Origin of the sequence: Collinsella sp. AM17-1 (assembly GCF_003470665.1) — a bacterium.
Lineage (GTDB): Bacteria > Actinomycetota > Coriobacteriia > Coriobacteriales > Coriobacteriaceae > Collinsella.
The window spans coordinates 67,773-87,245 of record NZ_QRJZ01000006.1 but is presented as its reverse complement, the minus strand read 5'-3'; the positions used below and the strand labels follow the sequence as shown (position 1 = coordinate 87,245).

Here is a 19,473-nt window from a genome sequence, read left to right as displayed (position 1 = left end):
AACGACTAGCTTTTGGGGACGTTCTTAAACAACTGGTCATTTAAGACTGTCCCCAATGACTATGAAAGGTATCCATGGAAACGATCATCAACGTCGACGATGTCTCGTTCTCCTATGGCACGCAGACCGAGCAGGCGCTTAGCCACATCTCGCTCAGCGTGAACAAGGGAGATTTCATCGGCATCATCGGGCCCTCGGGCGCCGGCAAGTCCACGCTTGCCGCCTGCCTGTCGGGTGCCGTGCCCCACCACTACACCGGCACGTTCTTTGGGTCCGTCATGGTTGACGGCCACGACACCTGCGAGGTCTCGCTGACCGACGTGTCGCAAATCGTCGGCAGTGTGCTGCAGGATATCGACACGCAGATGGTCGCTTCGGTCGTCGAGGACGAGATGCTCTTTGGACTCGAGAACTTTGGCGTTCCCCACGACCAGATCGAGCAGCGCGTGAGCGAAACGCTCGAGACCGTCGGCATCAGCGACCTGCGCGACCGCGAGATCGCCACCCTCTCGGGCGGACAGAAGCAAAAGGTAGCCATCGCCGCCATCCTCGCCATGCGTCCGCGCGTCTTGGTTCTCGACGAGCCCACCGCGGCACTCGACCCCGCCAGCTCCACGTTGGTCTTCGAGACGCTACGTGAGGCAAACCGCGCACTTGGAATCACCATCGTCGTCGTTGAGCAAAAGGTCGCCCTGCTCTCGGAGTACTGCAACCGCGTGCTCGTGCTCAACCATGGCGAAATCGCGCTGCAGGGCGAGCCACACGAGGTCTTCGCGCATACCGACGAGCTCCGTGCCATCGGCGTCGACTGCCCTCGCGTCACGCGTATCTTCAATAGCCTCGAGGCCGATGGCCTGGTAAGCGGTACCCCCTGCTTGGATGTCGATGAGGCCGAGCGCCTGATTTCGGGCATCGTCGACCCCGCACACTCGGCCATCGAAGCCCAGGCGCCCGCTGGTTCCCCGCATGCACCGTCGTTGCGCCCTCATGCCAAGGACGCCGAGCCCGTGCTCACCTTCGATCATGTTGAGTTTGCCTATCCCTATGGCGGCGCCGCCGTCCACGACCTCAACCTGACCCTCTATCCCGGCGAGCTCGTGGGTATCGTCGGCCAAAACGGTGCCGGCAAGACCACGCTCACCAAGCTGCTCACAGGCCTGCTTAAGCCCGCCTCGGGCAGCGTGCGCGTCACGGGACTGGATACCGCAGCCGTTCCCACGAGCCGTATCGCCCGCGAAGTCGCAACCCTCTTCCAAAACCCCGACCGCCAGATCTGCAAGGACACCGTGCTCGACGAGGTCGCCTTTGGCTTGGAGCTTACCGGCATCGACCGTGCCGAGGCGCTGCGTCGCGCCCAGCTCGTCATCGACCGCTTTGGCTTGCCGGCCGACGAGGCGCCCTTCTCGCTCTCGCGCGGTCAGCGACAAATGGTGGCGCTTGCCTCCGTCGTAGTTGTTGAGCCCAAGATCGTCGTGCTCGACGAGCCCACGAGCGGCCTTGATTACCGCGAGTGCATGACCGTCATGGAAACGGTGCGCACCATGGCCGAGCGCGGCTGCGCCGTGATTATGGTCTGTCACGACATGGAAGTCGTTTCCGACTTTGCCGAGCGTATCGTAGTAATGGCCGACGGTCGTATCCTCGACCGCGGCCGCACGCACGAGCTATTCTCGAACATCGAGCTCATGCAGCAAGCCTACGTTGAGCCACCTCAGGTCATAGAGCTTTCTCATCGTCTGGCATCCTCCGTCTCTCCCGTCTTTGCACAGGTGAGCGAGGTCACCGATATCGTTCGCATTACCGAGGAGATGGTCCACCGTGGTTAACGTCATCGACTATATGCCGGGCGACACACTGCTGCACCGCTTGAACCCGGTCGTCAAACTGGGCCTTGCCGCCGCCATCATCATCGGCATCTTCCTGTCCGACACCTACGTGGCGCTGTTGGGCTTTTTGGCACTCACCCTCGCACTGGGCGCCTATGCCGGTGTCGTCGACCGTCTGCTCTCGCTACTCAAGCTGCTGATTCCGCTCGCACTTATCATGCTGGTGCTTCAGCTGGCCTTTATGCGCGACGGCAACATAGTGTGGGGCTTTATCACCGACACGGGCCTCATTACCGGATCGAAGGCCTGCCTACGCCTGTTGGGCGTGGCGCTGCCACTCATCCTCATGCTTATGGTGACCAAGCTCAACGACCTCGCCAACGCCTGCGTCGAGGTGCTGCACGTGCCGTATCGCTATGCCTTCACCTTTACCACGGCGCTACGCTTTGTGCCGGTGTTTGGTCAGGAGATGAACGCCATCATGGAAGCGCAGACCGCACGCGGCGTCGAGTACGACACCAAGAACCCCATCAAGAAGCTTAAGCTCATGCTGCCACTGTGCGTGCCACTGCTCATCTCGAGCGTGGGCAAGACCGATGCCACAGCCTTGGCGGCAGAACAGCGCGGCTTCTATCTGCGTACACACGCCAGCTCGTACAAGCGCTACCCCATCAAGGGCCTGGACATCGCCGTGCTCATCGTCAGCATCGCCCTCATCGCCATCGGCTTCCTGTTCTAGTTCACCACCGACAGCAACCACCCAACGCAAAAGGCCTCGGCTCGCACCAAACGAGCCGAGGCCTTTACTGTTTCACCAGATAAAATCTACCAAAATTAACCTGTCCCTTTTTTGGCAGGTCGGAAGCTAGAGGCGGTAGGGAGCGCCGCTGCGGATGATGGATTCGCGCACCAGGACATCCATGGCATCGAGGGTGATCTCGGGCATCTCTCGATACTTCTGCAGCACCGATAGCTCGGTGCAGGCCAGAATGACACGGTCGCAGCCGCTACGGGCGAACTCCCACATCACGCGGTCGAACTTATCCATATCGGGCTCACGTCCGGCCTTCACATCATCGTAGATAAGCGACATCACATCGTTCTGACGTTTCTCGCTGGGATAGACGACCTCAACACCCGCAGCCTCGCATTCGCGGCCGTAGACGCCCGCGCCCACGGTTCCGTCGGTGCCCATAATGCCAATCTTGTGCACCGGCTCGGCCGGCATACTCAGGTTGGGGTCGAACTCGCACTCCCCCATCACCGCACCCGCAAGGGCATAGCGCACCGACTCACGCGGCATGTGGATAATCGGCACCTTCGTAAACGACTGGATCTGGTCGTAGAAGTAGTGTGACGTGTTGCAGGGAATGGCAATGTGCGCACAGCCCAGCGACTCGAGTGCCTGGGCACACTCTTTCATGGTCGCCAGCAGCTTGGCATGCTCGCCGGTCTTAATGGCCAGCGTGCGGTCGGGCATGGTCGACTTGGAGAGCACCACCATGTCGATATGTTCCTGATCGCAGGCAGCAGCCGTATGACGCACCACCTGGTCGTAGTAATATGACGTGGCCTCGGCGCCCATGCCGCCGATAACTCCCAGCTTTTCCATCGCCGCCTCCTTGGTGACGCTTGCGCAATTGCGCGTATCATACCCGCGCCCGCCCGATGTAAACCGGACGGGCGCCGCACTCATCTACTTGTAATACGTCTTGAACAGCTTAAAGTGGCGCAGCTTGGTGTGCCACATGCGCAGCCAGCGGTTAAAGACAAAGTCGCCCTTCATAAACGAAGGGTCGGCGCCCTTGCCTTCCTTGTCCAGGCGATGCACCTTAGCGCGCAGCTCGGGATCCTTGACGTACTTGTCGACGACGCCCATGGGAACGACCATCCACAGCGCCTCGTCCTGCGCCGTCACAAACTCCGGCTCAAACGGGCGGTTGAACACATACTCGTCCACCACATACTTGGCAACGTTAAAGCCGCTGTTAGTGACGTAGTAGTTGCTGCGACCTTGGCGCGTGTTGAAATCGAAGAACTTAAACGAGCCGTCGCGCTCGTCGTACTTAACGTCAAAGTTGGAATAACCCACAAAGTGAAGGTCCTCGAGCAACTTGCGCACGCCGCCCATGAGCTCGTCATTGGGCTCGGTGATGATACAGGCGTGGTTGCCGACACCGTGAGGCTGATGCTCCTCGAGCAGCACGTGGCCCAGGCACATCATGCGGACCTTGCCGTTGCGGTCGGAATAGCTGGTGAGCACGCGCATATACTCGTCGTTGCCGGGCACGCGATCCTGCAAGATCAGGTCGTCGGTGTAGCCGCTGGCATACGAGTCGCGAATGACCTGTTCCAGCTCGGCACGGTCGGCAATCTCATAGGCCTTTTTCTGGCCCTCGAACTCGTGCTGCCACCACATGATGCCGTCGGAAGGCTTCAGGATCATCGGGTAAGGAAAATCGATCTGGTCGAGCACTTCGGCAGGTGCCTCGCCTTGGGCATTCAGCATCGCCATGGTGAAGGTAAAGGTATGCGGATAGGGCACGCCGTGCTTCTCGCACAGCTCGTAGAAGATCTCCTTCTTCTGACACTGCTCAAGCATGCTGTAGGGAACGTAAGGCGCGACGATGTTATCCGCCAGCTCATGGGCATCCTTGGCCTGAGCCACAAGGGCAACATAGTTATCGCCACAGCCCACAAGGACAATCGTCTTGTCGGCATGCGCTTGGGCAATGCCGTTGACGGTTTTGAGCATCACGGGCATAGTGTCGATATCCACGTTGGGCGTGTAGTCGATAATCTGGCTGCGGTAAGCGGGACCCGTCTGGTACTTGCCAAAGACCAGACTCTTGACCTGGTACTCTTCGTAGAAGGCGCGCGCCACCGAATAGGCGTTGATGTCGCCTCCGAGCAGCACGGGAATGAACTCGCGCTCTGTAAACTGCAATGCCATGGAAACTTCCTATCATGAACTGCCCACACAACGGGCGGTCTTTGCGCAACTGATTTATTCTAGCGTGCCAAGCCGCCGGCGCCCAAAGCTCCACCGTATCTATGGCAATCGACGTGATCGTCCAGCATAAAGCCGCACTCACCGCGATGGGGCCTTGTAGCCGCAAGCCCCCTGTTGAGATAGCTTTCACGACCGAAAGCCCGTCCGCAAACAGGCCCCCGTAACGTTAAAGTTGAACTCTATGGTTTCTCAACAATTCATCATAACTGCTGGTCAAAGCCAAAGCCTCAAGTTCAACTTGACCCTTTGGAACCTTTAAGGTTCAAGTTGAGGTCGAAAGCAGTAGTAGAATACCGTTCGAACCATAACCTACGATTGATTGCAGAGGGACTGGATGCAGCATTCGAATCATCGCACCGCAGCGCTCATTGCGTCGAAGCCGGCTCGTATCATCACGAGCGCCGCGCTCGCCGTTGCGCTGACGGCCACGCCGATGCTCTCCCCCGTTGCGGCGTATGCCGCCTCGCAGGCAACGCAGGACCAGCTTTCCGCAGCCCAGCAGAAGATCGAAGCCGCCACGAGCGCCTACAACGACGCCCGCACCAAACTCGATGACCTGCAAAAGCAGATTGACTCCAACGAGGCAAGCATCGAGGAAATCGAGGCTAAGCTTCCCGAGCAGCAGGCCAAGGCAAGCTCCGCCATGCGCGATCTGTACAAGTATCAGAAGGGCACCAATCCCATCGTGAGCTTCCTGGTCAATGCGCAGAGCCTGGGTGAGTTCATCACGACCTGCAAATACACCAACCAGATCACGAGCTCGAGCGTCAACGAGATCGAAGAGCTCAATAATATGCAAACCGAACTCGAGCAGAACAAGGCCGAGCTCCAGCAGGCCAAGTCACAGCTTGAGGCAGAGCAGAAAAACGCCGAGGATGCGCTGGCGCAGGCCCAGCAGCTCCGCAGCGAGGCACAGGCAAAAGCCGAGCAGGAAAATGCCGCCGAGCTTGCCAAGCTTGAGGCCGATAAGGCCGCTGCCGCCGAGAAGCTCTCGGGCGAGGGCGTAAGCGGCGGCAATTCCAGCAGCCAGGCCACCAACACCAACACCACCATAGACACCACGGTGAACAACTCCAATACCGGTAGTTCCGATTACGATTCGTTCATTAATGAGTGGACGAGCCGCATCGACAATTATCTCGCCGGCTCCCCCATGGCAGGCCAGGGCTATAACTTTGCCGTCGCCGCCTGGAATACCGGTGTCGACCCCCGTTGGTCCCCCGCCATCGCCTGTATCGAGAGCACCAAGGGTGCTTATTGCGCCAATTCTTACAACGCCTGGGGCTGGAGCGCCCGTGGCGGCGGTTGGCGCAGCTTTGGCAGCTGGAGCGAGGGCATCTCCGCTCACGTTGCCTATCTGGGTGCCAACTACGGCTCCACCCTTACTCCGGCAGCGGCCAAAAAGTACTGCCCGCCCACGTGGCAGGACTGGTATAACAAAGTCGCCGCTCAGATGAACCGCATCTAAGCGCAACTGCAAAGGGCCCCAATGGGGCCCTTTTCTTTTAGGTAGCGGAGGTATCGACGACGCCGGTCGCATTGGCAACCGCGACTATGACGATCATGCATAGGAGCAGCACACCCAATGCCTTGAGCCAGAGTTTCGCGAGTTTCTTGCCGCGATAGCTGTCGAGCAGTACGAATCGCCGACGAAGACGGCGCTTATCGAGCAGCGCAAAATGCATAAGCACCATAAGGCCATCGACAAAGAAAAAATACTCGATTATGAGAAGCCACGTCGGGTAGCTTTGGTTTGCTCCCGTGGGGTGAAAGACGGCAAAGTGGCTTCCGGCAAAGAACACAAGTAGCGAGAAGCAGACAAGCGTATTCCAAATGCGCCCCAGAGACTCCGGAACGCGAGAGAGCAGACCGCATGCAACAGAGGCGGCAGGCCTAGGAAGCCCTGCGGGGTTCTGGAGCCCTTGGGGCGTCAACACCGTCTCCGAGTCTGGAGTACGGACAGGCGCAGGCGCAGGAGGCCGCACGGGGCGACTCAGATCGTATGCCGCGCGCGTAGCCCGTCCCAACGCTTCCGCACTCGCAAAACGCTTAGCCGGGTCGAGCGCCATCGACATGCAGATGACATCGGCAAGTGGAGTGGGAATGCCACGCGCCTCGCATTGCTCGCGCATGTCGAGCCCTGGTTTAGGGTCGATTCCCGTCAAGCAGAAGAACAACAGGGCGCCAAGTGCGTAGACGTCGCTGCGCACACTCGTCTGCCCAAACCCATACTGCTCGGGCGGCGCATAGGGTCGCGTGCCAAACTTGACGGTGTCGGCATCGGCGCCATCGCGCCATACGCGCGCGATCCCCAAGTCGATAATCACCAGCGATGAAAACGTCAGGCCCTCATCGAGCGTACGGCTCGCACCTGTCACGATGATATTCGATGGCTTGAGGTCGCGATGGATCACCGGCGCCGACGTCTCCCCCGCCATTGCAAAACCGGCGTGGAGCTCGCCCACGGCGTCGCAAAGGGCAGGATACAATTCACGTGCATAATCGGGGGTGGCTCCCAGACGGTCCACCAGCACCCCGAGCGTCTCTCCTTCGATATATTCCATAACCACGTTAAGCTCGTCGCCCACACGACGGCAATCGACGATTCTGGGCAGGTGCTCAAAACGCCCGCCCGCCCGCTGGGCGGCAAACAGACGCTCGTATGCCCCGCCGATTTGAGCCGAAGCATCGATGCGTTTACGGACAAAGGGGCCGATCGAACCACCACCGGTTCCTTCAAAGTACACGAGCTCGGTTGTTTCAACGGACGAGCGCTTAAGTACACGCTCCACGCGATAGCTGTCGTCGCGATCGAGCGACGCCAGATGTTCGGCAAGCGCTGCGGTCAGCTCGTCATCGGAATATGTTGTGGTCTGAGTATCCATAGCCTCCATCATAGCGCAGGGCGCAGACACCCCATGGCATCCGCGCCCCGTTCGTTTGCATCGTTGTTCGGCAGCTCCGCCGGCTCAGATATCAGCCGCTAACTCACCGTCTCCTCGCCAAAGCGATACAGCTCCTCGTTGACCTTTTGGAGGCTGCACCCGCGATCGATGCAAAAGATGATAATCGCATCACGGCGATCCTTGCAGTTAAGGACGCTTACCCCGGCAGCCGTCAGTGCACGGTTGGCCTCTTTGAGCGTCAGCGCCATCGCAAAGGCAATCTGCAGCACCTTATTGCGACTCGGATTGCGCGAACCAGTAAAGATCTGATAGCCAAAGGTCTCGTTGAGGTCGGCCATACGCACCACGCGCGAACGCTCCAAGCCCTTTTCCTGCAGCAGCTGCTTCAGGTAGTCCGAAAGCGACGGGGCGGCAAAGTCGTGCTCCCTGATATAGCCATCGATGTTCGGCGCATCGAGAAGCTCATTGAGCAACTCCTCGGTCAGCTTTTTATCGGGCATACGACTTCACCTCCCCCAGTGCATGCAACATGCTAGAAACCGCTTACGTCCGAACGCTCCCAGCTAGCAACCTGGTCGGGAGACACCGTACCCAGCGCCTCGAACTTCCAGGAGCCGCCCGCCTTCAGATGATTGGTGTTTGCAAGAGCCGTTCCAACCTGGTTGCCATCGGCATCATACAGAACATACTCAATCTGAATGTAGCTCTTTTCCTTGTCCGTGTTATTGGTCAGCGTGCCCGTGATCTTATAGGCAAACTGATTGGAGGTGTCTTCAGCCTCGTCAGCAATGGTATACGGTTCTTGCGGTTCTTTTTGCTCCTCAGCCTGCTGTGTCGTCTCGGCAGATTTTGCCGAATCGCTCGCAGACGAATCGGTTGAATTGCCACCCATAGAGCCCACGGCACCGACGATAACCAGCACCACGATGACGCCTAGGACAATCTTGCCGATCGGCTTCTTTCCCTCTTTTGCCATTATTCATCCTTCCTACGATCCGGCTACCGTGCCGGCACACAGCACATCGTAGGAAGGATTGAATTTGAATTCATTAGCTGAGAGCTAAGGTTGCGGTAAACGGCCAATGCAGCTATCCAGACGCCGAGCAAACGCACTTTGCGTGACCGTCTGCTGGCAGCGCATCAACCCACCGTGACGGATTTCCCGGTAAAGGCACTGATCATCAACAGGGCAAAGAACACCAGGTAGCTGACACTCAGCGGGTACGCAATGATCAGGAATACGACCCAGCCGACATTGGTTTTACCGTCGGCACGGCGTTGCCCGCGATTGCGGCAGAGCCAAATCGTCACGCCGATGGCAGTGATAAACAGTACGAGTGCCGCCGCAGCCAGCCCAGCAAGCACAAACATCACGCCAATGCTCACAGCAATGACCGGAAGTAGCAGCAAACCACACCCGCATCCACCCGGACTATATACGGCAGATTGCCGACGTCGCCTCATCGTCACTCCATCACAAGCAATCGTTTGTAGACATCGAGGTCCTTGAGTAGGATTTCCTCGTCAAAGAGCATGGTATCGGTATGCAGGGCGCTTGTTGCATAGGCGGGGCAGCCATCCGAATCGCTCGGGTTTTCTTGACCCTCCGGCACGCCCGTGCCCAGCAAGAAGAACACGCCCGGCAGATGACGCTGATAGAACGCGAAATCCTCGGCGATTAGCAGTGGCTCGTCCACAAGTTGCAGCTCGGACAAGGCAGGCGCAATGTGGGCGAACAGCTCGGGGTCGTTATCGACCGGCGGATAGCCCTCGGCAAAGTCGAGGTCGTACGTGCAGCCTGTTGCGGCGCAGGCCTCGTCCAACACGCGGCGCACGCCCTCGCGCGCACGGTCGAACATACCGTCCGTAAACACGCGCAGGCTGCCAGCCACATGGGCCTCCCCCGCCACCGCATTGCAGACGGTGCCGGCCTGCAGCAGGCCGAACTTACCAATGCAGGGCTCGTCGGCACCCAACTCGTCCATGAGCTCGCGCTCGGAAACCAAGAACTTGGCCGCTGCCAGCGCGGCATCATGCGATTCCTCGACTGGAACGCCGTAGGTCTTGGCGATATGGATGCTCGTGCCATGGATATGAATGTGCGTCTCACTTGAGCGCGCCAGCAGCGGACCGGAACAGCTCGCCAACGTGCCGGCGGGCAAATCGGGCCATACGTGGAAGCCAAAGATGCGATCCGCCCCGTAGCGCTCGAATACGCCGCTCTCACACACCGTCTTGGCGCCACCGGTCGTTTCCTCGGCCGGCTGAAACACAAAGAGCACGTTGCGCTTGATGGCGCCCGGCTGCTCACGAATCGTTCGGTCGACAAAAGTCGCCGCCGCGAGCGCCATGGCCATGTGACCGTCGTGACCGCACGCATGCATCCTACCGGGATGCGTCGAGGCAAAGGCCGCGCCCGTTGCCTCCGCGATGGGCAGGGCGTCCATTTCGGCGCGAATCGCCGTGGCATGCGCGGCGCCCGTGCCGGCATCGAAGAAAGCGCAGACGCAGCTGCGACACGGATGGGTCACCTCGCAGGCGAGCGGCGCCAACACGCCCTCGATATAGGTGATAGTCTGCGGAAGATCGAAGTCGAGCTCCGGAATGCGGTGCAGGTCGCGACGATAACGACGGAGTTCTTGGAGCTCGGTCATAAAGGTTCCTTTCATAGGTGCGCGCCAGTTGTCATCTTATTGTGCCGCAAGATTGCCGCGCCCTTATTTCCAGCATATCCCTGCATTTTTTAAACGTTATATACGAATACTCTTGTTTGGTAAAGTGCAACGTGATAGGGTCTTTACCACTTGATAGAGGCGCGGGCACGAAGAGCCGCGGGCGAGCCGGCAGGCTTTGACCCCGTGGGGAGGCGAAACCCGCCGAACTGGGTTTTTCGGGCACGAACAGCCTGGTGGGCCTGCGGGAAACACCCGCAGGACTGTCTGCAGCAATGCGGGAGCGCTATCCGGACATTGGGTCCACGCTATGCGGATTCGATGCGCAGGTAGCGCCGTCTGGATAGCGAGGTTTACGGGACATGTCATTGACTCCCAACGAGGCATATGCGGCCAAGCAGCCGTTTGTGGACAAGGAGACGCTCGAGCATATCGTCGAGCAGTTCCCCACGCCATTTCATCTATACGACGAGGCGGGCATCCGCCGCAACATGCAAGAAGTGCGCGACGCCTTCGCATGGAACCCGGGCTTTAAGGAATACTTTGCCGTCAAGGCCAACCCCAACCCGGCGCTCATCTCCATTCTCAACGAATACGGCTGCGGTTGCGATTGCTCGAGCTATACCGAGCTCATGATCGCCCGCTCGCTGGGCATCACGGGGCATGACATCATGTTCTCGTCCAACGACACGCCGGCGGCGGACTTTGAGCTCGCCGACAAGCTGGGCGCCATCGTCAACTTTGACGACATCAGCCACATCGAGTTCTTTGAGCGTGTTGCGGGACCCATCCCCAAGACGGTCAGCTGCCGCTTTAATCCAGGCGGCCTGTTCCAGCTCTCCAACGGCATCATGGACAACCCGGGCGACTCCAAATATGGCATGACCACCGAGCAGCTCTTCGAGGCCTTCCGCATGCTCAAGGCCAAGGGTGCCGAGGACTTTGGCATCCACGCATTCCTTGCCAGCAACACTGTCACCAACGACTACTACCCCAAGCTCGCGCGCATCCTCTTTGAGCTTGCCGTACGCCTGGAGCGCGAGACCGGCGCACACGTCGCCTTCATCAATCTGTCCGGCGGCGTCGGCATCCCCTACCTGCCCGAGCAGCAGGCCAACGACATTCGCGCCATCGGCGAGGGAGTACACGCGGCATACGACGAGATCCTGGTTCCCGCCGGCATGGACGATGTGGCCATCTGCACCGAGATGGGCCGCTTTATGATGGGCCCCTACGGCTGCCTGGTCACCAAGGCTATCCACGAGAAGCAAATCTACAAGGACTATATCGGCGTGGACGCCAGTGCCGTCGACCTCATTCGTCCCGCCATGTATGGCGCTTACCACCACATCACGGTGATGGGTCAGCCGGGCGGCGCCGACAAGGCCACAGCGCCCGTCACGAACACCTATGACATCACGGGCAACCTATGCGAGAACAACGACAAGTTCGCCATCGATCGCGAGCTGCCGCATATCGACATGGGTGATGTGCTCGTGATTCACGATACCGGCGCGCATGGCTACTCCATGGGCTACAACTACAACGGCCGTCTGCGCTCCGCCGAGGTGCTGCTGCGCCCCGACGGCTCGGCCGACCTTATCCGCCGCGCCGAGCGCCCGGGTGATTACTTTGCCACGCTCGACGTGCTGCCGTGCGGTCGTGAGCTGCTGGCCAAGTCGCGCGCCGAAAGCGCCCGCCGTCGCGCCCAGGACGAGCGCCTGGCAGTCGCCGCCCAATGGAACAAACGCATCCAGATCGCGGAAGCGAAGGAGAAGAACATGGACATCCGCAACCTCGAGGGCTCAATCGTCGCCCTTGTTACGCCGTTTAAAAAGGACGGCAGCGTCGACTTTGACGCACTCGAGCGCCTTATCGATTTCCACCTGCAAAACGGCACCGACGCCATCCTCACCCTGGGCACCACCGGCGAGAGCGCCACGATGACCGATGACGAGGACAACTCCGTTGTCGCCGCGGTGGTCAAGCATGTTGCAGGACGCGTCCCCGTCATCGCCGGATCGGGCTCCAACTCCACGCAGACTATGCTCACCAAGTCGCTCACCTATCAGGGCCTGGGCGCCGACGGCCTGCTGCTCATTACCCCCTACTACAACAAGTCCAACGAAGAGGGCATCTATCAGCACTTTAAGACCGTTGCCGATGCCGTAGATATCCCCTGCATCCTGTACAACATTCCCGGCCGCTGCGGCTGCGGCATCAGCGAGCGCAACGTAGAACGCTTGGCCGCGCACCCTAACATCATGGGTATTAAAGAAGCCTCGGGCAACGTCGCCTACGCGGCCAAGATCGCCCACCTGCTGTCCGACGACTTCCGAATGTACTCGGGCGAGGACGCCCTCACCGTGCCGCTCATGAGCCTGGGTGCCTCGGGCACCATCAGCGTGTGGGCCGATGTTCAGCCGCAGCTCGTGCACGACATGTGCCGCGCCTATCTGGACGGTGACGTGGAGCGCGCCCGCGATATCCAGATTGCCGGTCAGCCGTTCATCAACGCCCTCTTTAGCGAGGTCAACCCCATCCCCGTCAAGGAAGCGCTCGCTCAGATGGGTATGATCGAGGCAAACTACCGCATGCCGCTGTGCCCCATGGCAGACGACACGCAAGCCGCACTTACCGATGCTCTGAAGGGAGCTGGTCTGCTTGATTAAGACCGTCATTATGGGAACGGGCCGCATGGGCTCGCTCATCCGCACTACCGCCGAGGGTATTGTCGATACCGCCGGACAGCCCGTTTTCGACATTGTGGCCCAGATTGGCTTCGATTTGGGCGAGCTCGAGAACGCACCGGCTGCCGATGTGATTATCGACTTCTCGAACGTCGTGACCTTTGACGCCGTCGTCGCCTATGTCGAGCGCACGGGCGCGGCGTTGGTCTCGGGCACCACAGGCTACACTCCCGAGCAGATGGACCGCCTGCGTGAGCTGGGCCAGAACGCCCGCGTCATGCACTCCGGCAATTACTCCATCGGCATCGCAGCCCTGCGTCATCTAGTGGCCCAGGCCACGCGTGAGCTGCCCGGCTTTGACTGCGAGATTGTCGAGACTCACCACAACCAAAAGGTCGACGCCCCCAGCGGCACCGCAAAGCTGCTGCTCGACGCCGTAGTCGAGGCCGAGCCCGAGGCAGGCTACCACCCCGTCTATGGCCGCGAGGGCATGTGCGGCGCGCGTGACCCCAAGGAGATCGGCATGCACTCGCTGCGCGGCGGCACCGTCGCCGGCGTGCACGAGGTGAGTTTCTTTGGCCAGGACGAGGAGGTCACGCTCACCCACCGCGCCACGAGCCGTCAGATCTTCGTCAACGGTGCCTTGGCAGCCGCGCAGAAGCTCATCACCCGCGAACCCGGCTTCTACACCTTCGACCAGGTCATGTTCGCCTAACTAGTTATCAACCATACCCCCTCAAAGGAGAGACAGCATATGAGCAACGCAGCCGAGATGGACGCACAGGAGATTATCAACTACATCGCCACCGCGCCCAAAAAGACGCCCGTCAAGCTGTACGTGCGCGAGAAGCCCGGCATGAAGGTTGCCTGGGGCGACGCGCATGTCTACGGCGGGCGGCGCGGCAAGACCGTCTTTGGCGACTGGGATGAGCTCAGGGCAATCCTCGACGCCAACGCCGACTCTATCGACTACTACGACGTAGAGAACGACTGCCGCAACTCCGCCGTGCCCATGCTCGACCTTAAGGGCATCAACGCCCGCATCGAGCCGGGCGCGATCATCCGCGACCGCGTCGAGATCGGCGACCGTGCCGTCATCATGATGGGTGCCATCATCAACATCGGCTCCGTTATCGGCGAGGGTTCCATGATCGATATGGGCGCCGTGCTGGGCGGCCGCGCCACCGTGGGCAAGAACTGCCATATCGGCGCCGGTACCGTGCTGGCAGGCGTTGTGGAGCCCGCCAGCGCCACGCCCGTCATCATCGAGGACGATGTCATGATCGGCGCAAACGCCGTGGTCCTGGAAGGCGTGCGCGTGGGCAAGGGCGCTGTTGTCGCCGCCGGCGCCGTGTGCGTCGAGGACGTCCCCGCCGGCGCCGTCGTGGCCGGTGTCCCCGCCCGCGTCATCAAGATGCGCGACGAGAAGACCGACAGCAAGACCGGCCTGGAAGAGGGTCTGCGCCAGCTTTAATAGTTACGCGGTTTTGACAAACCGCGTTTTCGCTGACTTATGCTCAACCTGCGGGGCAATTCATCCCCAAACAAGAAGGCCGAAGCCCCTAGGAGCTTCGGCCTTTGCTTTCTCGCTGTAGGCGTAACGCAACTTATCGATTCTCGATGCTGCCGATATTCTTGAGCTCGATGGAGATAAGGCCGTTGGGCTCGTTGACGAACTCGATGTACTCGGAATTCGAACCCATCTCGGCCGGGAAGCTGATTTCGATACCCGTGTCGGTACGGATCTTGTGATTGCGCACGGCAGCGCGCTCGACCTGCTTGCGCTCCACGGGAACGCGCTCGGGAACCTTCTCCTCGGTCAGTGCCGCGCGCACGCTTTCCTTGATGACCGGTTCGTCCTCAAAGACCTCATCGACGATATCCCAAGGCGGCAGCTCCTCGTCATCCTCAACCTTCTCGGCAACGGCAGCCTTAACCTTGGCGAGTGCCACGGCCGTATTGGCACCATGCTCCTCGGCGACTTCCTCGACCACACGCGTCACGGTGTCGATGACCTCCTTGCCCGATACACCCGTGTCGCACTGCAGCAGGCCATCGGGGATAAGCATACGGTCCTCGCCGGCAATCTTGCGCTTCTTGTCCACGTAGCCGATCTCCATGGTACTCGCGCGCACGATGGCATAGCTCGGCACCTTTTGCGAGGGGTTTGGCAGAATAGCGTAGTGGCGCGCGATGTCGTTGCGCACCTCCCCCTCCTCGCGGCCCACTTCGTGCATAAAAGCCTGCTTGGAGCCCAGCAGCATCACGGCAAACCAGCGGGCATCCTCATCGTCATCAAAGTCCGCCACAAGCACGTCGGTGGACTCGGCTTTCTCGGCTTTGGTGAGCTCGGAGGAGATAAACTCCGCAATCTGCTGCGACAGGTCCACGAACTCGCGCTCGCCAAAGAAATAACCCTTGAGCTCGCCGCCAAACGCAGAGTTCTCGGCAAACGTGGCGCGTTTATTGTCGGCCGAGGTACGTGCGCGGCGCAGATGCGTGGTCACGAAGTTGCGCACGGTACGGCTCTCGATATCGAGCTCGCGCTGGCTCATAACGTTGACGGCAGAGTCAAAGTCCAGGATATGCAGAATCGCGTGATTGATTTTCATATACGGCATTCCGTTCTAGATCGATTTCGGCACGAACCAGTATAGCGGTCGAGCCCTCCCCGAGCGCATCGAAGATTGGTGCATCGGGGACAGGTTGCTTTGCACCAATGGCTAGCGCAGGAGCTCGGACTGCCAAGCCTCGAGCTGTTCTGCCAGACTCTTACCGGCAGCGGACATGTCGATCTGGGGTCGTTTGGGCAGCAGTGCGCATTTAAGGATTGCCACTATGGTCTGCGAGACAAAGCGGCGCGTATCTCCGTCAAAGCCCTGCGCAGCCTGGAGCATCACAGGCAGGCTCTCGCGCAGATTCCCAGCGATATCCGCAAACCGCTCAGCACCCGTAGCCTCAAACACGGAGAACAACGCATCTACAAAACGCTCGCGCTCGCTAGGCCCCACTGCAAGCAGCATCTCGCGAATGGAGCCATCAACGTATCGAGCACCGGCGGACAGGCGTTCACAGTACACGAAGTCGCGGCCATCAACCACCCAGCTAAAGGGATTGTGCTGCAGCAGGCTGAACTCGGTGCTCTCAACGATGGCATAGTCCTCCTGTGTCTCGAACATCATGCCAAAGATCGACGACCGTGGCAGAGTCTTGTCGATTCGACCGGAAAGATCGGCAAAGGCGTTACCGTTCAGAAACTCCTCGACGAAGCCCGGACCATCATGGGAATACGCCCGTTCGATTCGCGCACGGGCGACATCGGAGCACATCGCCGCACCGTACACCGCAAGGTTTCCACCCTTGGAATGACCTCCGCACAAAAGCGGCCCGTCGATCGCATCCGCCGCCTCGTCCACATAACGCGCCGCGGATTCCTGGGCCGGCACAGGATACCGGAACGCCATGTTAAAGTCCTCTTTCCAGCCCACAATCGTGCTGTCGGTCCCTCGGAAGGAAAGATAGCTAAACCCCGCCGGAAACCGGAACGCCATGGCTGCAAACTGCTCTGTCGCCACCACATCGCTCACGGCACGATAGCCGCAAACGTGCACGCCACGGTAGCGAGGGCTTGCTGCCACGGCCTCCAACAAGGCCCTGCTCCCCTCTGGATCCCACAAGTCGTCAATCATGTCCCGGTAGCACTCGGCACGCAGCAGCTCGCGTACGTCTAGGCCCTGCCAGTTCGTCAGCTCTGCCATATCACCCGGCAAACGCAAATACGACAACCAGGCAAAGACCAGGCTATCCACCGCGCAGAACGGCCGCTCCTCAAACGGATCAAACGCCGTCTGGGCATAGGTCAAAAAATTAGGCGAATCCGACATGGCCCTCCCATCAACTATGGTGCATTGGGGTCAGGTTACTTTGCACCAAAAAGGCGCCCGGGCCGTGTGGACCCGGACGCCTTCATTGTAGCTTTTCGCTCTAGCGAGCTTGATTTAGCAGGAGAAGTCGACGCTGTCGATGATGTCCTTGAGGGCCTTGGCGGAGGCGGTGAGCTCATGCTGCTCGTCATCGTTCAGCGGCACGGGGACGCGACAGACGACGCCGTCGCGGCCAACGACCGTCGGCATGGAGATGGCAAGATCGGACAGGCCATACTCGCCCACCATGAGCGAGGAGACGGGCAGAACGGTCTGCTCATCGCGCATGACGGCGGTGCAGATGCGCTTGACGGCCATGGCGACGCCATAGTAGGTGGCGTGCTTCTTCTCGATGATGGTGTAGGCGGAGTTCTTGACGTCCTCGGCGATGCGCTTCTCGGCAGCCTCATGCTCCAGATGACCGTGAAGCTCGCAGAAAGTGTTCAGCGGCACGCCGGCAACCTGGGCGCTGGACCAAGCGACAAACTCAGAGTCGCCGTGCTCACCCATGACATAGGCCTGGACATCGCGCGGGTCAACCTCGACGTGGGCACCAAGCATCTGCTGCAGACGGCCAGTGTCGAGCACGGTGCCGGAGCCGATGACATGGCCCTCGGGCAGGCCGGACATCTTGATGGCGGCATAGGTCAGAACATCGACCGGGTTGGAGACAATGAGCAGAATGCCGTCGAAGCCAGACTTCTTAATTTCGGGAATGATGGACTTAAAGATGTTGACGTTCTTGTTGACCAGGTCCAGACGGGTCTCACCGGGCTTCTGGGCAGCGCCAGCGGTGACGACGATCATGGCGGCGTCGGCGACATCGGAATAATCGCCGGCGTAGATCTTCATCGGCTCGGCAAACGTCATGCCGTGCGCGATATCCAGGGCCTCACCCTCGGCGCGGTTCTTGTCCACGTCGATGAGGACCATCTCGGAGAACAGACCGCTCTGCATCAGCGCGAACGCCGAAGACGAACCGACGAAACCGCAGCCGACAATAGCGACCTTCTTCTCGTTAACCATTAGAAACTCCCATCTCTCTCCACAAACAAGCCACCCGGGAACGACCCGAGCGGCTTGTCGTAATCCCAATACATCCAATCGGGACTTTGATTATGCTCCTATTCGCAGCCAAAAATCGACCGTTTACCGAAATTGTTTGCAGGATTCGTAAAATAACTGCACGAAATCGGTTTCGAGCTATTGACGAGTCGAAACAGGTTTCTAATACAGACCCGCCTCGCGGATGGCCTCGACAGCCAAAGCAATCTGATCGGGCGGCAGGACCAGCGCCATGCGCACGTGCCCCTCGCCCGAAGGACCAAAGCTCGCGCCCGGCGTCACCACAACGCCGGCCTTCTCCATGAGCTCCTCGCAAAACGCCATGGAATCGGTGCGACCACCGGGAAGCTTGGCCCACACAAACATAGAGCCATGCGCGTTGGGACGCTCCCAGCCCAGGCCCTCAAGACCGTCGCACAGGGCATCGCGGCGCTCCTGGTACTTCAGACGCTGCGCCTCGACCTCATCGCGCGGACCGTTCAAGCAGGCGATAGCAGCCTTCTGGATCGGGAAGAACATACCAAAGTCGATCTGGCCGCGCAGCTTGGCAAAGGCCGAGACCACATCCTCGCGACCGACCAAAAAGCCGATACGCGCACCGGTGACGTTAAACGACTTGGAGAGCGAGAAGAACTCAACGCCCACCTCGAGCGCGCCGGGATACTGCAAGAAGCTGCCGCCCGGCTCGCCGTCGAACACGATGTCGGAGTATGCGTTGTCGTGAACGATGAGCAGGTCGTGCTCGCGGGCGAAAGCGATGATCTCCTCGTAGACCTCGGGCGTGCCCACCGAGCCCACCGGGTTGGCGGGCAGCGACACAATCATGTACTGGGCACGATCGGCCACCTCGGGATCGATACCCGCCACATAGGGTAGGTAATTGTGCTCCGCCACCAGCGGATAGTACTCGAGCTTGGCATCGGCGATCTTGGCACCTGCCTCAAAGACCGGGTAGCACGGATCGGGAACCAGAATGGTGTCACCCGGATCGAGCAGGGCAAGGCCCAAATGGCCAACGCCCTCCTGCGTGCCGTTGCACGACTGCACCATAGACGGCGTAATGCCCGAAACGCCAAAGCGACGCTCGTAGTAATCGCACACGGCTTGCTTGAGTTCGGGCAGGTCGCGCAGGGCATACTTCCACATCTCGGGGTCCTGGGCCGCTTGCGTGAGCGCCTCGACCACGTGGTCGTACGGCTTAAAGTCGGGCGTGCCCACGCTCATGTTGTAAATGGTCTTGCCCTGAGCCTTCAGCGCAAGCAGTTTGTTGTTGAGCGAGGCGAAGACCTCCGCGCCAAAGCGGTCGAGACGCTGCGATGCCTGCATGGTGCCACCTTTCGATATGAAAAACGCGGCGCTCCGACAAGAGCGCCGCGCG

At 59.9% G+C, this 19,473-nt stretch carries 17 protein-coding genes and 1 riboswitch; of the genes, 6 read left to right on the top strand and 11 right to left on the bottom strand.

The annotated features are described in order from the left end of the window. Positions 1-74 precede the first annotated feature (74 nt). Positions 75-1,826, top strand: a complete 1,752-nt coding sequence (locus DW195_RS04605) for an ABC transporter ATP-binding protein (protein WP_118205988.1) — start codon at positions 75-77, stop codon at positions 1,824-1,826. Next, positions 1,819-2,565, top strand: a complete 747-nt coding sequence (locus tag DW195_RS04600; RefSeq protein ID WP_118205987.1) for an energy-coupling factor transporter transmembrane protein EcfT — start codon at positions 1,819-1,821, stop codon at positions 2,563-2,565. Before DW195_RS04605 ends, DW195_RS04600 begins: the two co-directional genes overlap by 8 nt. Before the next feature lie 126 nt (positions 2,566-2,691). On the opposite strand, the gene DW195_RS04595 is transcribed toward DW195_RS04600, so the two are convergent. Both DW195_RS04595 and DW195_RS04590 read right to left on the bottom strand, forming a co-directional pair. Then, complete coding sequence (locus tag DW195_RS04595) at positions 2,692-3,438, bottom strand: aspartate/glutamate racemase family protein (protein WP_055287235.1); 747 nt, start codon at positions 3,436-3,438, stop codon at positions 2,692-2,694. A gap of 84 nt (positions 3,439-3,522) precedes the next feature. Continuing rightward, a complete protein-coding gene (locus DW195_RS04590; protein ID WP_118205986.1) occupies positions 3,523-4,779 on the bottom strand; it encodes an ATP-grasp domain-containing protein in 1,257 nt (418 codons plus the stop codon). 394 nt (positions 4,780-5,173) lie between these two features. Between DW195_RS04590 and DW195_RS04585 the strand changes: the two genes are divergently transcribed. Continuing rightward, positions 5,174-6,307: a glucosaminidase domain-containing protein gene (locus DW195_RS04585; protein WP_117655310.1), complete on the top strand. Its 1,134-nt coding sequence runs from the start codon at positions 5,174-5,176 to the stop codon at positions 6,305-6,307. A 37-nt stretch (positions 6,308-6,344) separates the two neighbouring features. Here the strand turns inward: DW195_RS04585 and DW195_RS04580 are convergent, their stop codons facing one another. From DW195_RS04580 to DW195_RS04560, 5 genes are all read right to left on the bottom strand, one after another. Next, positions 6,345-7,724, bottom strand: a complete 1,380-nt coding sequence (locus DW195_RS04580; RefSeq protein ID WP_158567898.1) for a protein kinase — start codon at positions 7,722-7,724, stop codon at positions 6,345-6,347. Positions 7,725-7,822: 98 nt separating this feature from the next. After that, the gene (locus DW195_RS04575; RefSeq protein WP_117583918.1) at positions 7,823-8,245 is read right to left on the bottom strand and encodes an XRE family transcriptional regulator; all 423 of its coding nucleotides are present in this window, start codon (positions 8,243-8,245) and stop codon (positions 7,823-7,825) included. A 32-nt stretch (positions 8,246-8,277) separates the two neighbouring features. Beyond that, positions 8,278-8,721 (bottom strand): FxLYD domain-containing protein, encoded by a 444-nt coding sequence (locus DW195_RS04570; protein ID WP_089573052.1) that lies wholly within the window; start codon positions 8,719-8,721, stop codon positions 8,278-8,280. Positions 8,722-8,885: 164 nt separating this feature from the next. Then, positions 8,886-9,155: a hypothetical protein gene (locus DW195_RS04565; RefSeq protein WP_117583917.1), complete on the bottom strand. Its 270-nt coding sequence runs from the start codon at positions 9,153-9,155 to the stop codon at positions 8,886-8,888. A gap of 56 nt (positions 9,156-9,211) precedes the next feature. After that, positions 9,212-10,399 carry an amidohydrolase gene (locus tag DW195_RS04560; protein ID WP_117629768.1) on the bottom strand — a complete coding sequence of 396 codons (1,188 nt, stop codon included), beginning with the start codon at positions 10,397-10,399 and terminating at the stop codon, positions 9,212-9,214. A gap of 146 nt (positions 10,400-10,545) precedes the next feature. Continuing rightward, a riboswitch (Lysine riboswitch) is annotated at positions 10,546-10,714 on the top strand. A 65-nt stretch (positions 10,715-10,779) separates the two neighbouring features. On the opposite strand from DW195_RS04560, the gene dapA reads away from it, so the two are divergent. From dapA to dapD, 3 genes are read left to right on the top strand one after another with little or no spacing between them, the layout of a single operon-like run. Continuing rightward, a complete protein-coding gene (gene dapA / locus DW195_RS10575) occupies positions 10,780-13,089 on the top strand; it encodes a 4-hydroxy-tetrahydrodipicolinate synthase (protein WP_118205984.1) in 2,310 nt (769 codons plus the stop codon). Next, on the top strand, positions 13,082-13,822 hold the full coding sequence (dapB, locus tag DW195_RS04550) for a 4-hydroxy-tetrahydrodipicolinate reductase (RefSeq protein WP_233540816.1): 741 nt from the start codon (positions 13,082-13,084) through the stop codon (positions 13,820-13,822). Before dapA ends, dapB begins: the two co-directional genes overlap by 8 nt. 39 nt (positions 13,823-13,861) lie before the next feature. Then, on the top strand, positions 13,862-14,581 hold the full coding sequence (gene dapD / locus DW195_RS04545) for a 2,3,4,5-tetrahydropyridine-2,6-dicarboxylate N-acetyltransferase (protein WP_118094523.1): 720 nt from the start codon (positions 13,862-13,864) through the stop codon (positions 14,579-14,581). A gap of 133 nt (positions 14,582-14,714) precedes the next feature. Here the strand turns inward: dapD and DW195_RS04540 are convergent, their stop codons facing one another. The 4 genes from DW195_RS04540 to DW195_RS04525 all read right to left on the bottom strand — a co-directional run bounded on the left by DW195_RS04540 (position 14,715) and on the right by DW195_RS04525 (position 19,421). Next, positions 14,715-15,719: a nucleoid-associated protein gene (locus DW195_RS04540; protein WP_022094136.1), complete on the bottom strand. Its 1,005-nt coding sequence runs from the start codon at positions 15,717-15,719 to the stop codon at positions 14,715-14,717. A 111-nt stretch (positions 15,720-15,830) separates the two neighbouring features. Then, complete coding sequence (locus DW195_RS04535; protein ID WP_117629765.1) at positions 15,831-16,991, bottom strand: Mbeg1-like protein; 1,161 nt, start codon at positions 16,989-16,991, stop codon at positions 15,831-15,833. Positions 16,992-17,105: 114 nt separating this feature from the next. Next, complete coding sequence (locus DW195_RS04530) at positions 17,106-18,056, bottom strand: L-lactate dehydrogenase (protein WP_006234343.1); 951 nt, start codon at positions 18,054-18,056, stop codon at positions 17,106-17,108. A gap of 201 nt (positions 18,057-18,257) precedes the next feature. Then, entirely contained in the window at positions 18,258-19,421 is a 1,164-nt protein-coding gene (locus DW195_RS04525) for a pyridoxal phosphate-dependent aminotransferase (RefSeq protein WP_118205983.1), read from the bottom strand. Between the last annotated feature and the right edge of the window lie 52 nt (positions 19,422-19,473).

Excerpts from the sequence above, each read along its gene's own strand:
- DW195_RS04605 (WP_118205988.1), top strand. The coding sequence starts at position 75 with ATGGAAACGATCATCAACGTCGACGATGTCTCGTTCTCCTATGGCACG.
- DW195_RS04595 (WP_055287235.1), bottom strand. The coding sequence starts at position 3,438 with ATGGAAAAGCTGGGAGTTATCGGCGGCATGGGCGCCGAGGCCACGTCA.
- DW195_RS04590 (WP_118205986.1), bottom strand. The coding sequence starts at position 4,779 with ATGGCATTGCAGTTTACAGAGCGCGAGTTCATTCCCGTGCTGCTCGGA.
- DW195_RS04585 (WP_117655310.1), top strand. The coding sequence starts at position 5,174 with ATGCAGCATTCGAATCATCGCACCGCAGCGCTCATTGCGTCGAAGCCG.
- DW195_RS04580 (WP_158567898.1), bottom strand. The coding sequence starts at position 7,724 with ATGGATACTCAGACCACAACATATTCCGATGACGAGCTGACCGCAGCG.
- DW195_RS04575 (WP_117583918.1), bottom strand. The coding sequence starts at position 8,245 with ATGCCCGATAAAAAGCTGACCGAGGAGTTGCTCAATGAGCTTCTCGAT.
- DW195_RS04570 (WP_089573052.1), bottom strand. The coding sequence starts at position 8,721 with ATGGCAAAAGAGGGAAAGAAGCCGATCGGCAAGATTGTCCTAGGCGTC.
- DW195_RS04560 (WP_117629768.1), bottom strand. The coding sequence starts at position 10,399 with ATGACCGAGCTCCAAGAACTCCGTCGTTATCGTCGCGACCTGCACCGC.
- dapA (WP_118205984.1), top strand. The coding sequence starts at position 10,780 with ATGTCATTGACTCCCAACGAGGCATATGCGGCCAAGCAGCCGTTTGTG.
- dapD (WP_118094523.1), top strand. The coding sequence starts at position 13,862 with ATGAGCAACGCAGCCGAGATGGACGCACAGGAGATTATCAACTACATC.
- DW195_RS04540 (WP_022094136.1), bottom strand. The coding sequence starts at position 15,719 with ATGAAAATCAATCACGCGATTCTGCATATCCTGGACTTTGACTCTGCC.
- DW195_RS04535 (WP_117629765.1), bottom strand. The coding sequence starts at position 16,991 with ATGTCGGATTCGCCTAATTTTTTGACCTATGCCCAGACGGCGTTTGAT.
- DW195_RS04530 (WP_006234343.1), bottom strand. The coding sequence starts at position 18,056 with ATGGTTAACGAGAAGAAGGTCGCTATTGTCGGCTGCGGTTTCGTCGGT.
- DW195_RS04525 (WP_118205983.1), bottom strand. The coding sequence starts at position 19,421 with ATGCAGGCATCGCAGCGTCTCGACCGCTTTGGCGCGGAGGTCTTCGCC.